The organism is Agromyces indicus (assembly GCF_031432295.1).
GTDB lineage: Bacteria > Actinomycetota > Actinomycetes > Actinomycetales > Microbacteriaceae > Agromyces > Agromyces indicus.
Genome location: NZ_JAVKGS010000001.1, coordinates 125452 through 139105 on the forward strand (window position 1 = coordinate 125452; position 13654 = coordinate 139105).

Annotated in this window: 11 protein-coding genes; 5 read left to right on the top strand and 6 right to left on the bottom strand. The window is 68.2% G+C overall.

Annotated features, from left to right (window positions below):
* Positions 1-150 precede the first annotated feature (150 nt).
* The gene (locus RH861_RS00600) at positions 151-279 is read right to left on the bottom strand and encodes a hypothetical protein (RefSeq protein ID WP_310519290.1); all 129 of its coding nucleotides are present in this window, start codon (positions 277-279) and stop codon (positions 151-153) included.
* A gap of 113 nt (positions 280-392) precedes the next feature.
* On the opposite strand from RH861_RS00600, the gene RH861_RS00605 reads away from it, so the two are divergent.
* The 4 genes from RH861_RS00605 (at position 393) to RH861_RS00620 (ending at position 3057) form a co-directional block, all read left to right on the top strand.
* On the top strand, positions 393-842 hold the full coding sequence (locus tag RH861_RS00605; protein ID WP_310519291.1) for a single-stranded DNA-binding protein: 450 nt from the start codon (positions 393-395) through the stop codon (positions 840-842).
* Between the two features lie 63 nt (positions 843-905).
* The gene (locus tag RH861_RS00610) at positions 906-1448 is read left to right on the top strand and encodes a hypothetical protein (protein WP_310519292.1); all 543 of its coding nucleotides are present in this window, start codon (positions 906-908) and stop codon (positions 1446-1448) included.
* Between the two features lie 116 nt (positions 1449-1564).
* Positions 1565-1834, top strand: coding sequence for a hypothetical protein (locus tag RH861_RS00615; protein ID WP_310519293.1), 270 nt, complete (start codon positions 1565-1567; stop codon positions 1832-1834).
* Positions 1831-3057, top strand: a complete 1227-nt coding sequence (locus tag RH861_RS00620; protein ID WP_310519294.1) for a hypothetical protein — start codon at positions 1831-1833, stop codon at positions 3055-3057. The genes RH861_RS00615 and RH861_RS00620 overlap by 4 nt, the downstream gene beginning before the upstream one ends.
* 27 nt (positions 3058-3084) lie before the next feature.
* Here RH861_RS00620 and RH861_RS00625 read toward each other — a convergent pair whose 3' ends face one another.
* Together RH861_RS00625 and mobF are read right to left on the bottom strand one after the other, a co-directional pair.
* Complete coding sequence (locus RH861_RS00625) at positions 3085-3936, bottom strand: DnaJ domain-containing protein (RefSeq protein WP_310519295.1); 852 nt, start codon at positions 3934-3936, stop codon at positions 3085-3087.
* A complete protein-coding gene (gene mobF / locus RH861_RS00630; RefSeq protein ID WP_310519296.1) occupies positions 3933-7682 on the bottom strand; it encodes a MobF family relaxase in 3750 nt (1249 codons plus the stop codon). Before mobF ends, RH861_RS00625 begins: the two co-directional genes overlap by 4 nt.
* Positions 7683-8493: 811 nt before the next feature.
* Between mobF and RH861_RS00635 the strand changes: the two genes are divergently transcribed.
* The gene (locus RH861_RS00635) at positions 8494-10476 is read left to right on the top strand and encodes an ATP-binding protein (protein ID WP_310519297.1); all 1983 of its coding nucleotides are present in this window, start codon (positions 8494-8496) and stop codon (positions 10474-10476) included.
* A gap of 241 nt (positions 10477-10717) precedes the next feature.
* On the opposite strand, the gene RH861_RS00640 is transcribed toward RH861_RS00635, so the two are convergent.
* From RH861_RS00640 to RH861_RS00650, 3 genes are all read right to left on the bottom strand, one after another.
* A complete protein-coding gene (locus RH861_RS00640; protein ID WP_310519298.1) occupies positions 10718-12016 on the bottom strand; it encodes a hemolysin family protein in 1299 nt (432 codons plus the stop codon).
* Between the two features lie 170 nt (positions 12017-12186).
* Positions 12187-12915: a YcnI family copper-binding membrane protein gene (locus tag RH861_RS00645; protein WP_310519299.1), complete on the bottom strand. Its 729-nt coding sequence runs from the start codon at positions 12913-12915 to the stop codon at positions 12187-12189.
* 80 nt (positions 12916-12995) lie between these two features.
* The gene (locus RH861_RS00650) at positions 12996-13619 is read right to left on the bottom strand and encodes a hypothetical protein (protein ID WP_310519300.1); all 624 of its coding nucleotides are present in this window, start codon (positions 13617-13619) and stop codon (positions 12996-12998) included.
* Positions 13620-13654 lie beyond the last annotated feature (35 nt).

The window sequence follows — 13654 nt, forward strand, 5'->3', positions numbered from 1 at the left end:
TATGACGCGTACATCGATTCGCCTCAGTGGCGACAGCGCCGCGAAGAGTGGGACGCGGAGCAGCGCCGGCGATCGCCGGCCAGGCCGGTATGCGCCGCGTGCGGAAACCTGTGGGATCTTCGCCGCGACGATCTCCATCACGTCGAGTACTCAAGGCTCGGCGCGGAGCGACACGAAGACCTCGTTCCGCTCCATCGGCGGGCGCACGACGAGGTGCACCATCTGCTCGATCGACTCGGGCTGCGACGACGGATGCCGCTTCGTCTCGCGAATCTCCATGTGCTTGCGCTCGCCCGACGCACACCACCCTGCGACGCGGCCGTCGCTGCGCGACGGGTGGCATCAGAAGGGTGAGGTCTGCACCCGCTGGCCCTGGAGGGAGTCGAAGATTCATGGCAACCACGAAGGAGAACATCCCGCTCAAGGGGCGGCCGGTCACCGATCCAGAGCGATTGGAGCACGAGAACGGTCCGAAGATCCGCTTCCGGTTCGTGGAGGAGGACTACAAGCGTGAGAACGGGCAACTCGTCCGGGACGAGAACGGCCACCCCATCGTGTCGCACATCGCGTTCCACGACGCCGTCGTCTGGCATGAGCCGCTCGCCGAGCGGATCGCGAGCACCCTTCGGTCCGGCGACGCCTTCGTCGCGACGGGTGACTTGAAGTTCTCGACCTACGAGGACAAGGACGGCAACACCCGTCCCTCGCATGAGTTCGCGCTCCGAGCGATCGGTCCCGACCTCGCCAGCGGCCGGGTGGTGATCGATCGCGCCCCGAAGGCGGCCACGGTGACGGCGGAACAGCAACTCGCTCCTGAGCAGACACGTCACCTCGCACGGTGACCCACGGGCGGCCTCCCGCAACACGCGGGGGCCGCCGTCGACTTCAGCCGAGAGGACAACGCGATGCAGGCCCCCGAGTTCGAGGAGCAGTCCGCGACATCCGCCCCCGACTCGCCATCTGGCACGCACGTACGCCGCGGCGTCCCTCTTCCGCCGGCAAGGGCAGGAATCGTCGAGACCCACGGGAATGGGTATGACTTCCTTGCCGCGAACGAGCGGGCGGGATGGCACGCCATCCCGGATTGGGGCAGGAACGGCTGGGACCTCGGCCGATGGCCCATAGCGATCGTCATGGCCTCGGATGAGCATCGCCGGCCGCGCGCCCTCGTCTACCTGGAGGGCGACGTGGAGGCACGAGAGTTCGACACCGTCGACGAGCGCACGCGGTTCCTCGATGACGTCGCCGAGGAGCTCTGGCGCACCGGGGAAGCTGACGGGCCTCGCGATGTCGCCGCGTATCCGGCCGGCGAGCTGCCCGCCGAATACCGCGGGCCAGTCCCTCGAGCGCAGGAGTCACCGGCCACGGGACCTGTCGGCCGGTCGGCGAGATCGGTGCCCTCCATGCGCGAGGCACCATCCACCGCACGTTCCTTCGGGCGGCGCTGACGCCTCCGACGTTCCGCAGCTGGGGCACCCATCCACAGATCGACCCCTCTCCGGCCGCGCCCGCGCACCCGACCCCGTCCATACCTTCAACCACACGACCGAAAGGACCTACCACAATGACCGCACAGGACCAGATCGATGTCGCCCTGCAGCGGACCGCGATCGCATCCTTCATCTACTACCCGCAGATCCACGTCGACCAGCCGAACTACCGGCTCGATGAGGATCTTGCCTGGTGTGTCGAACCGCTCGGCGAACTCGATCCAGCGGCTCTCACCGCGGTCAGGGAGACCGTCGGGCGAGCGATCGTCGAGCCCACCGAGTACCGCGAGGAACTCTTCGCAATCCTCTCGGGTCTGGCCGACGCAGACGCCCAGCCCGAATGACTCGCCCCCTCCCGGAAGAGGAGCGCATTGCCCGGGACCGGGCGCGCAAGCAGGCATGGTGGGACGCCAACCCGACATACCGGGCGGAGCACCGTGAGAAGAACCTCGAGCGTCTCCGCGAGCAGAACCGCGAGTACATGCGCGCTCAAGCCGCCGAGAAGAAGCGGCGGGCGCGCGAAGTCGAGCGCGTCCGCGAATGGAGCAAACAGAATCCCGAGAAGCGCCGTGCTGCGCGCGCGCGCTACAAGGCGGCTAACCCGGAGAAGTATCGCGAAGCCCAGCGGGAGTACTACCACCGCAACAAGGAGGCGATCCGAGCTCGGCGCGATGCGGCGCGCACAGCTGAGCAGGTGCGCGCAGGCGCGCGACGCGACTACGAGAAGCGGGATCGGTCCAAGCCTGCGAAGCCGCCGTCGCCGGAGCAACGCGAGCGGCACAAGGCTCAGGAGCGCGAGAAGAAGCGCGTCGAACGAGCCCTCGCCAGGGCCGGGCTTCCCCCGCGGAGACTGCAGCGCGTGCTCGCGTTCGAGAAGCGGAACAATGCGGCTGCGGCGGACGAGTTCTTCGACCGGCGGCGAACCGTCAAGGAGGTCGCGCAGATCCGGGGGCAGGACGGGCCGACTCCCCAAGCGCTGCTCGAGGGCTTCACCGAGACGAACGCTCGCCTTCGGGAGCGGCTCCTGTTCCGGCGCGCCGTCGACACCCACCAGCTTGCCCACGCCACCCGGCTTCACCGAGACGTCCTCCTCGACTCACGGGCGCGCGAGATTGCCGGCAAGCCGCCTTACGACACGTTGCTCGAGGTCCGTCGGCGCGCCGCTAACGAGGTCCGTGAGGCGCAGGCCCGCCAGAGCGGCGCCGGACGCCTCGTCGAGCCGCACCGGAGCGGAGCGGTGCTGAGAGCCGGGAGCGTTCGTGAACTGGTGCAGGCGAATGTGAGGGCCGGATGGCGCGTCGTCCCCTCGCGCGCCGGCGTCGCGCCGCAGCAGCTGTTTCTCGTGAGCGACGCGTTCGACTCCCCGCGGCTGCTCACCATCAGTCGTGGCGGACCCGAGGTCCGGGAGTTCGACAGTGCGGAGGCACGATCGACGTACCTCAGGATGTGGAATGGCGGGAGCGAGGCGTCGCCGGCCGGACCTTCAGCGGTGGCTACTCGCATCGGATCGATGTCACAGCCGCCGTCCGTGACGTCGCCCCGCACGGCGGCGGCCCCGCGTCGGTAGGCAGTCTGGTCACCGTGCGATGTCGCGTTACCCGACTCGAACCCTCCGGGTCAGTAGGACACCGCGGTTTCGATCGACGAGCTGCCAGTATCCCTGAGCGGCCCGGCCCCAGAGGTCTTCCTCGACCCACTCTCCGGTCGCGTAATCGAGAGCGAGAACACGAGAGCGTTCGCGAGCATGTACCGCTCGCTCTATGTAGAGGATCCCGTGGCAACCCTCCTCGGCCATGCGCACGAGTCGCGCCCAGCGCCAGCGGGCGAACGCGCCCGCGATATGACGTGTCGTGGCGCCGCCCACAACTGCCGCGGCGCCCAGGAGAAGCGCGCCGGTGATTGTGAACGCGGTGGTCGCGGCATCCGTCATGTCAGTGGTCGCTGCTGACGTCAGGATGGGCGTGAGTGCGGCGCCGGCGATGATCATGCCGAGGAAGCCCCGGCGAACCTTTCGCCGGCTCGGGACGAATGCCACGATGGCGCCGAGGACGAACGCCGCATACGCAAGCTGGGCGCCGGCCAGCCGAACCATGGCCGTGGCAGGCTCGCCCCCGATGGCGGCGAGACGGCTGCTCGACACGCTCATCGCAACGGCCGACGCGACGACCAGCGCGGCCGGTATCGCGATGGCTAGAACGGCACGGAACCAGCCTCGGGCCCGCCGGCGGCCCTCCCCTCGGCCGCACCGTTCGTCGTACGCTCGCCGGCGATCTGGATCCGTGAGCACTCGACCCGCAGCCAGGACCCGGCGATGTTCGCGCCGCGTACGGCGGGAGCCGGCCAGGTCGGGATGGGTCGCGAAGGCGCGCTCGGTTGCGGCGCGCGCGATGGTTTCGGCGGATGCGTGACGGTCGACGCCGAGCGACCGGTAGAGATCGCCTCTCATGGCGCCGACTGTAGCCGCGGTCCACGATGCTCGTGCAGTTCGGTCGGAACCTGTGAAGGGGAGCCTACCAGCCCTCGGCGCGGGCTTCTCGGTGAATCCGGGCTCGTCTGCTCGATACGGTCGAGCGCGCCCTTCGCCACGGTGTAATCGGCGCGGCGCTGATGGTTCAGGTCGTCGATGGGCCCAAGGGGGTCGGCGGCGGTCACGCCCCACTTGTCGCGGTAGGCGGCAATCGCGATGGCGGCGGATCGCCATCCTTCACCGGATGCGTCGCCGAGTCGCTCCGCCCATGGCTCGCGATCCGCGAGCGCACGGTCAAGGACGGTGTCGGCTCGCGTGACGATCGCGGCCGCGCGTTCCTCGAGCGCGCGGCGCATGTCTGCGTTGTCCGTCGTGATGCTCGGAATCAGGCCTGCGATGTGTTCGCTGTGGCGGTCAGGCCGGGATGCCGCGGCGACCGCGAGGCGATCGGTCAGCCGCTGATGCACCACGGCCGCAGCATCCGTCGCATCATGCAGCTGACGCGAGCGGACGGCGTCGCTCACCACCTCACGGACGGAAAGGCCTTGCTCGTCCACGCGGCGGATGAGGGCGACGAGTGCGTCGTACCCGCCGTGGTGCAGAAGCTGGTCGTGCAACTGGTCGCCGAGCGTGTGGGCGAGCAGTGGGCCGTAGCGTTCGTGCGCGACGTGTGCAGCGAGTGTCTCGTACTCAGCCGCGAGCTGACGGAGGCTGGATACGCGCTCATGCTCACGCGTGATGGTTGCCGTCGCCGAGGTCTCGGCGCCGGTCGAGCGCAATACGGACTCGAGCACATCCCGCCAGCCGCGCTCGAGCTGCCGGGTGGCGTCGGTGTCGGCGAGACCGGCGGTGACATAGGCCCGGTTGGAGTGCTTGCCGCGGGTCATGCCGACGTAGAAGATCTCCCGGGAGGTGCTCTCATCGACCAGGACGTGTGCCGTGTCGACGGTGCGGCCCTGGGAGCGGTGCGCGGTCGTCGCGTACGCGAGTTGGACGTGGTCGCGCAGGTAGTCGACCGGCAGCGTCACGCGGGCCCGGTCGGCGTTCTCGACGACGGCTTCTCCGTTGCGCCGTATCCGGACGATGACCCATTCCTGTCCGTTTCGAACCCAGTCGCCGGCGCTGTCGCGCAGGGTGCGGTTGTTGTTCCGAGACACGATGCGGTCGCCGATGTGGGCGCGCATGCGCTCTGAGATCTCGACGGATGCCTCGCCGAGTCGGCCAGCGTCGCGAAGCCATTGCTGGGCTTGCTCGTTCAGTGTACGGACCTGCGAGTTGTCGGACGCGATCAGGAGGGCGTCGCGATCGTCAGCGACATCCTGTTTCCATGCGGAGAGCGCGTCGGCGAGCATCTGCTCGCTCGTGCCCGACTCGACCCTGTTGTGCGCCGCGTAGGCGTCGATCGCGGCGGGGTCGCCGAGGCGGAGCAGCACGGACGCGTCGCGCTCCCAGTCCGCGGTGAATCGCCACACCTGGTCGAGTTCGGCGACGTCCTTTCCACGGGAGGCGGCGATCGTCGCGAACATCCCGCTGGCGTCGACAGCGCCGAGCTGCGCCCAGTCGCCGACGAGTAGCAGCTTCGCACCTGCCCGCTCGGCCTGCGCGCGGAGCTCGTCGAGTGCGAGAGTGCCGCTCATGCCGGCCTCGTCGACAATGACCAGCTGTCCCGAGCGCATCGCGAATCGGCGGGCGGGGCCGGTTGAGCCGGTGATCCACATGGCGGTGTTCTCGGTCTCGATCTCGAGCGCCTCGCCGAGCACTCTCGCGGCTGATGCTGACGGGGCGAGACCGATGACGGAGTTCTGCCCGTGCTGCTCCTCCCAGAGCTCGCGGAGCTTCGCGAGGGTAGTCGTCTTCCCCGCACCGGCCGGCCCGACGAGCACGTCGACCGCGAGCCCGGATGCGGCGATCATCGCGACGGCGTCGCGCTGGTCCGAGCCGAGCATGCGCCCTTGCGGGTCCGGCCTGTCGAGCCGTGCCTCCAAGATCGAGGCGTCGACTCGAAGCGTGGTCTGGCGCGATGCGGCATCGAGGAGCCGGCATTCGGCTTCGAGCAATCGCTGTGTCGTGAATAGCTCGCGGGAGGTCGGCGCGAACGCGGACGCACCATCCGACTGCCGAAATTCGCGCGGCGCATGCAACGGGTTTCGCGGGGTGACCGCGACCGCTTGGTCGATGACGCGCTCCAGCACCCTCCGGGATGCGTCGTCGCGGTCGAGGATGCTGCGGAACGTGAGCGGCTTCAGCGCCCGGTGGATCTCCGCCATCACGTTCGCCCGCGTCCACGTCGCCCGCGCCTCGGCCAGCGTCGCGAGCACCCGGCCGGCGACTTCCCCGATATCGAGCGCATCGGCGAGGTCGTCGCCACGCACCGACCAGCGGCCCTGTTCCGCGAGCCGGGCGGATCCGGCACGAACGATGTCGGCGACGAGCTCGTCGGGGTCGGTGATCCGAGCGGCGCGTTCCCGCCAGTCCTCGCTCAGTTGTTCGAGCGATCGCACTGTCTTCGCGGCGCGCGTGCGGCGGGTCGCCTGGTTGCGCATCCGCCACACCTGGAACCGGGACGGCTCCTTGCCGGTCGCCGCCCGGTACTCCTCGATCAGGTCGTCCTTCGCCTTCGCGATCGCCGTCGATCGTTGCGAGAACTCATCGAGCAGCCGTGGCGGCATGCCGGCGATCTCCCACTTCCGGTTCCGCGCTGCGACCCCGGTCGCATCGGCAAATAGCCCCCGTGCCTCCTGCGAATCGGACAGCCCACGGGCTTGCAGGAAGCGGGCGTAGCCGCGCTCGTCGACGGCGGCGGTCCGCTCTGTCCACTCCACGCCGAGCCGGTTCGAGAGCGCATCCATCAGTGCCGCGTCGTACGTCTCCGAGAGGGTGACGACGTGCGGTGAGAGCGCGTGACGGGAGTCGATGGTGCGCCACCGGCCGTCCGGCGTCTGCACTCGGTTCGCGATGAGCAGGTGGGTGTGCAGCTGGGGGTCACCATCCCGCGAATCCCAGTGATCGAATCCGGTCGCGACCGCGCCGAGCACCTCGAGCTGCGCGACCCCACCGGATCCGACACGGGTCCGCAGCGCGTCGCGCTCAAGGATCGCAAGAGTCTCGTGCAGCGCCTGCTCGTGCGCGGCCTTGATCTGCTCCTGCAGGGACGGCGGCGCGAGCGCCCAGAGCACGCTCACCGACTTCGGCGGGTTGAACACCAGCTCGAATCCGGCGACGGATGATGGCGGAGTGTGCGCTGTCTCCTCGGCGATGATCTTGGTGACGGCGTGCTCGCGTGTCGCGTCATCGAGCGAGGTGTCGAGCTGCTTGACGCGGGCGTCGACTCGTTCTTCGAGTGTCGCGACGACGACGTACTTCCGCGCCAGCGGCTCACCGGTCAGTGGGTGCGCGCCGGCGCCGTACAGCTGCGACAGTTCCGCTGGGGTCACGGTCCGACCTTCGGCGACACCGAGGCCCGCGACACCGGCGCCGTACCACCGGCCCGCGGGCGTTCCCTCTGCGGCGTAGTAGTCGAGGGCGTCGCCACGCCCGGCCTCGACCGCGACAGACTCGTGGAAGTAGCGCCACGCATCCTCGCCTGACGCGATCTTCACCATCGAGATCATGTCGCCGCCCCCTGTCGTGCCGCCCGGTGCGCCGCGACACGGCACCGCGTCGAGCAGTACTGCTGCCCCGCCCGGGGCTGCCGCAAGTCGCCGCGACACGCGGCGTTCGCGCACGTCGTGCGGCGCGGTGATGCGACACGCGACGCGTCATGCCAGGCACGCTTGCGACATGTCGCCGAGCAGAATCGCTGACGCCCAATCGCCGACACGTACCGCGACAGGCAAGCCTCGCAGCGTCGCACCAGCACGGATGTCGCGGCGTCACGGCCATGACGCAACCGTCGACGTCGCGCCGCGTCGCGGCACGGCTGCGAGCAGAACGCCGCGTGCTGCGTGCCGGCGACAAAGCGGCCGCGACACTCTCGACACCACGACGCGAAACGTCGGTACCCGATCCGCTGCGGCGCATGCGCCGCGTCGCCGAGCGTCGACATCGCCCGCGACAGGTGGCGCGTCACGGTTGCTCCCCCACGGCGGCAGCGGTTGCGGACGTCGCGTCGGCTCGCTTGAACCATTCTCCGCCGTGCTCGATTTCAACGTCTGCTCCTTGTTCCTGCTCCACACTCGCCCGATGGACGTCAGCGCGCACTCGACGTAACGCGGTTGCGACGCAACGACCCTCAAGTGCCAGACGTGTTCTGCTTCGATACGCGACAGGCCTCCATCGAGCCTCGGTCGAGCGCAGGCAGCTTCCGCTCATCGGATAATCAGGGGGCAGTCGTCTCGCGCGCTCCGCGTCGAGCCGCCGGCTCACTCGTGGCAACTTTCCACCGGCGACCGTCCTTGAGAGCTCGCCGCTCGCGGCGTCGAGTCCTAACTTCAGAGGGCCGTGCCCTCGCGCCAGCACGCACACGTGCCAGTTCCCGCAGATTACCCTCGCAGGCGAGCATGACTCCGCGTCCGACCTGTATGCGACAATCTGGCAATGACGCGCATCAAGGTCGAGGCGAAGCCTGACCACCTCGACCGGTTGGTCTCGTCGCCCCGCGTCGGCCTGCTCGAGCTGATCTGGAATGCCTTAGACGCGGACGCCACGGAGGTTCGCGCGGACATAACCGACAACGGTTTGGGTGGTGCTCTGGCGGTCACCGTAACCGACAACGGCAGGGGGATCTCAGCTGACCGCGCAGCGAAGGAGTTCGGCGCGTTGGGCGGATCTTGGAAACGGGCGGCGACGGTCACGGACGCAGGCCGTGCCTTGCATGGCAAGCTCGGCGGCGGGCGCTTTGCCGCCTACGGACTTGGCAACGACGTCCGATGGGAGTCGGTCAGCGACGCTACAACGGGGCGGAGACTGACGGTTATCAACGGGTCGCATTCATTGCCAGATGAGTTCGATGTCGTCACCGAGAAATCCGAGGCGTCGGCGACGGGCACAGTCGTCAGCGTCACCGATCTCACCCCCCAAGCGCGGAAGTACTTGGATTCGGACCGTGTCGCGGACGGCCTGATCTCTGCTTTAGCGGTGTACCTATTGAAGTACAAGCCGCGGATCACCTGGCGTGAGCGCGTCCTGGAACCTGAGGCATTGATCAGTCAGCGGACGACCATCGACGTGCCAGTTCCCACGCTCGGCGCCGACACGACCGTTCCGGTGACGATTATCGAATGGAACACGAACGTTGACAGGGCGCTCCACCTTTGCAACGCGAGCGGCATCGCCATCCAGGAGGTGCCGCCCGGCATTCAGGCGCCGGGATTCACGTTCACGGCATATGTGAACTGGGACGGGTTCGCGGACCGGCCGCACGACCTCCTCATCGAGGGAGCAGCAGACGAACCAGTGCGGTCGGTTGTCGAAGCCGCGCGTGACGCCCTGCGCGCCCACTTCAAGAGCCGCACCGACGAACGTCATACCCGGATGCTCGAGAAGTGGAAGAAGGAACAGTCCTATCCGTTCGAAGGCGAAGCGACCAAACCGGCGGAAAGGGCTACTCGGGAGCTCTTTGACATCGTCGCAGTCGCGGCGGCGCCGGCGGTCGAGAAGGTGGACCCAACGTCGAGAAAGTTCTCGCTGCGGTTGCTGAAGGAGGCCGTGGAAACGAATCCGGGTTCGGTGGATGCCTTGCTGCGAGAGGTACTGAAGCTCAGTGACCAGGACGCAGCGGACCTTCGAGAGCTAGCGCAGAAATCGTCATTGTCGAAGCTCATCTCGTCAGCTCGCAAGATCACAGATCGACTGGAGTTCCTCGCATCGCTCGAAGCGATTGTCAATGAGCCGGACCTGAAGAAGGTCGTGAAGGAACGCTCTCAGCTGCATCGGATCCTCGCCAACGAGACGTGGGTATTTCGGGAGGAGTACGCACTTGTGGGGGATGACCAGACGCTTCGCACTGTCCTTCGGAACAACCTTGGCCAACTCGGCGGTGAGGTTGTCACGGTCGAGGATGTCGAAAGTGCTGAGGTCGTGGACGGTGACGGACGGGTCGGGGTCATCGACCTGATGCTCAGCAAGGTAGTCGAACAGCGACGGGACCACCGCGAGCATCTCGTTATCGAATTGAAGCGCCCGAGCGTCCATATCGGCCGGGATGAGATCAACCAGATTGAGGCGTACGCCGAAGCAGTCGCAAATGACACCCGATTTGCGGCGACCGACACGAGGTGGGAGTTCTGGATCGTTGGTGACAAGATCGCGGACAGTTCACGGGGCCGCACGAACCAGAGCGGTCGTGAACCCGGGGTGACGCTCGCGACCGACAACCCCAACATGGTTGTACGGGCAGTCACCTGGGCGCAGGTAATACGCGACGCGAAACACCGATTGCAGTTTGTGCGTGAATCGCTCGATTACGATCCGAGCACCGAAGCTGGTCTCGACTACCTTCGCCGCAAGCACGCCGAGTACCTCCCTCCCCTGCTCATCGAGGGCCCTGAGGACCTGGAAGGTGAGGGCGAGGCGGCGTGACGGGACGTGCTGCGAGGTTCAAGAGTTGGCATGTCAGACAACCGGTTTAGTCGTCAGCGGCACAGGATCGCAGACCACTTTCGCGGTCGCCCACCTCTCACTAGGTCATCGTTGCACCGAGCGTCCCCGGGCGGGACGTGCAGCTGGGACGCTCAAGTGAGATCGCGCGCTGGAGGTCGCGGAGGCGTCCTGACTCCGTGCCGACCTCCCCACTGCTCGGAGTGCCGACCGGAAGAGAAGGTCAGCGCTCCGCGGTCTCGAGCGTGGGCCGGCGGGTGACGAGTATTTCGGCGATGCGCCGGCGGTCGACGCTTACGACCTTGAGGGTGGCGCCGTCGACTTCGACTGCGTCGCCGACTTGGGCGAGTCGTCCGAGCCGGTCGAGCACGAAGCCCGCGACGGTGTCCCAGGTGCCGCGAGGCAGTTCGATCCCGGTGGCCTCAGCGAAGTCCTGCAGGTTCAGTCGGGCGTCCACGATGCCGCCATCCTCCGGCAGTTCTGTGGCGGCTGCGCGGGTGTCGTACTCGTCGAAGATCTCTCCGACGACTTCCTCGATGAGGTCTTCCAGGGTGACGACGCCGTCGGTGCCGCCGTACTCGTCGACGACGACGGCGATGTGGGTGTTCTGCGCGCGGAGCTTGGTGAGCGTCGGCAGCACCCGCGCGGTCGAGGGTAGATACGGGATGGGACCGACCACCTGCGCGAGCGGCGCTTCGGCGTTCTCGGCGGCGGCGTCGTACAGGTCGCGAACGTGAACGAAGCCGGTGATGTCGTCGATCGACTGGTCGACGACCGGGTACCGGGAGAATGGCAGCTCCTCGATTCGGGCGGTCGCCTCACCGACCGTCCCGGCGCCGTCGACCGCGACGACCTCGGGCCGGGGTCGCATCACTTCGCTCAGCTGGCGGTGGCGGAGCGAGAGCACGTCGTCGAGGATGCGGCGTTCGTCTTCCGGTAGCCCTTCGTGCGTGGAGACGATGTCGCGGAGCTCCTCCTCGCTGAGTTTGTCGCTGGTCTGGTTCGGGTCTCCGCCGAGGAGCCGCACCACCGCGTTCGTGGAGACCGACAGCAGCCAGATCACCGGGCGCATCAACCGGGCGAATCCGTTGAGCACCGGCGCGACCGCGTACGCGAACTGCGCGTTGCGTTGGATCGCGAGCCGCTTGGGCGCGAGCTCGCCCAAGACCAGGGAGAGGTACGCGATGACGAGGGTGAGCAGGATCGTCGCGATCGTCGACGCGGCCTGCTCGCTGAACCCGAGCGGCACCAGCAGTGGCGCCACCGAGGGGGCGATGGAGGAGGCACCGTATGCGGCGGACGCGAACCCGGCGACGGTCACGCCGATCTGCACCGCCGAGAGGAAGGTGTTCGGGTTGCGCGCCAGGGCGGCGACTTTCGCGCCACGGCGCCCGCGCGCCTCGATCGCGTTCACCTGACTGTCGCGCAGGGTCACCAACGCCATTTCGGTCGCGGCGAACACGCCGCCGATCAGGACGAACACCACGACCAGCGCGATGTTCAGCAGCAGGTCCCCGTTCATCGGGTGCCACCGGCCGAGAGGGCCGTGCCCGGCGTGCGCCGGGCACTGGGTTTGTCGGAGGGAGAGTCGGAGTTGGAGTTCACATCATTCACCGTACGTGACGCACCTTGGAGCCCGCGCCTGCCGGGGTGGTGGCGCGAGTCCACCACCCCGGCACCGGACGGTTTCGGCTATTCGGCCTTGCGGGTGCGCACGAGCGTGACGACCAGCGCGATGACGGCGGCAACGGCCGCGATCAGGCTGAGCACGAAGCTCACGACCGGTGAGGGACCATCGGCGGGCTGGGCCGTGGTTACGGCGTGCGTGTCCTCGCCGTGGTCGTCGGTGCCGGCTTCGGCGGTCTCGCCGTGCCCGTGGCCGTTGGGGTCGTCGTTGATGAACAGGGTCGGGGCGGGCAGCAGGCTGTCGTCCTCCTCGACCTCGTCGGGGGTGGCGGCCCATTCCACGACTTCGCCGTCGTCGTAGGTCTGGGTGGTGGGGAAGCTGATCTGCCCGGTGTCCGGGATCGGGCCGAACGAGACCGTCCACTCCAGGAACTGGCCCGGTCGCAGGCCGTTGCCCTCGTCGGCGGTGAGCACCATCCGCGACGGTGCTTCATCTTCCTCCGCCTCGACGGTATCGGGCAGCTCGGATTCGACGACCTCGATCGTCCAGCCCGGCAGCGGCGCGTAGCGGACGCTGAGGATCGGGGTGTCCGTGGGCAGTTCGACCTCGAGCTGGATCGTCGAGGCGGTCTCGCTCTCGTTCAGTGCGGTGAAGGTGAAGGTGGCCGGCTCGCCGGGTTCGGCTTGGGCGGGCTCGATCCCGACGTGGGCGGATGCCGCGAGCGGGGCGGCCAGGGCGAGGAACGTGCCGGCGACCAGGCCGATCCCGGCGCGGCGGAGGGTGTGCGTACGCATGCTGATGTGGTCTGCTTTCTGTGCTGGTGAGCGTGTCGCGGTTACGGCGACGGAGGGTGCGGTGCCGTGCACCGCACGATTCAGGAACGCACCAGGACAGGCGGCCCCCGCCACCGCAGGCAACCAAGAAGCACCAGCGAGAGGACCCGGAACCCCTCGTCCGTCGCCGCCGGGATCCAACGCCGCGTCGCGGTCGGCGCGGCGGGAGGTCCGGCGGTCAGGGCCCGAGGCAACGGCATGTCGAGGGCGCCGAGCACGGCGCACAGCACCGTCTCGCCCCATGCGATCAGCGCCGTGGTGATCAGCATCGCGACGGCGTGCCACCCCCACATCGACTCGGAGGCGTGGGCGTGCGCCGGTGTGCTCGCGAGCACGTCGAGTGCGTTGCGGAGTTCGTCACCGTGGAGGTGCCGGACCGGTGCGCCGAGCGGGACACCGGCGCCGACGCCGAACAGCACATGGAACACGCCTTGGCTTGCGGCCACTGCCACGGCAAGGCGGAGCACCGACAGTCGCCGACCGGCGAGGAACACGCACACCGGGACGGCGAACGCGGCCGAGACGAGCAACCCGACCGTTCCCGGCGGGACGCCGCCGGCGATGCCGTGCGAGAACGCTGCGATGAACAAGGCGATCGCGGCAGCGGCCGAGCCGCGCACGGTCCGCGCCGCCCGGCTGGACCCGACCGTGGCAACCCGAACCATGACGCATCCGAGCCTACGCGACCAGAACACGGCCC

Bases quoted from the DNA above. Each gene is read 5' to 3' on its own strand.
- RH861_RS00620 (WP_310519294.1), top strand. From the start codon at position 1,831: ATGACTCGCCCCCTCCCGGAAGAGGAGCGCATTGCCCGGGACCGGGCG.
- RH861_RS00650 (WP_310519300.1), bottom strand. From the start codon at position 13,619: ATGGTTCGGGTTGCCACGGTCGGGTCCAGCCGGGCGGCGCGGACCGTG.
- RH861_RS00625 (WP_310519295.1), bottom strand. From the start codon at position 3,936: ATGAGAGGCGATCTCTACCGGTCGCTCGGCGTCGACCGTCACGCATCC.
- RH861_RS00605 (WP_310519291.1), top strand. From the start codon at position 393: ATGGCAACCACGAAGGAGAACATCCCGCTCAAGGGGCGGCCGGTCACC.
- RH861_RS00600 (WP_310519290.1), bottom strand. From the start codon at position 279: ATGGAGATTCGCGAGACGAAGCGGCATCCGTCGTCGCAGCCCGAGTCG.
- RH861_RS00635 (WP_310519297.1), top strand. From the start codon at position 8,494: ATGACGCGCATCAAGGTCGAGGCGAAGCCTGACCACCTCGACCGGTTG.
- RH861_RS00645 (WP_310519299.1), bottom strand. From the start codon at position 12,915: ATGCGTACGCACACCCTCCGCCGCGCCGGGATCGGCCTGGTCGCCGGC.
- RH861_RS00640 (WP_310519298.1), bottom strand. From the start codon at position 12,016: ATGAACGGGGACCTGCTGCTGAACATCGCGCTGGTCGTGGTGTTCGTC.
- RH861_RS00615 (WP_310519293.1), top strand. From the start codon at position 1,565: ATGACCGCACAGGACCAGATCGATGTCGCCCTGCAGCGGACCGCGATC.
- RH861_RS00610 (WP_310519292.1), top strand. From the start codon at position 906: ATGCAGGCCCCCGAGTTCGAGGAGCAGTCCGCGACATCCGCCCCCGAC.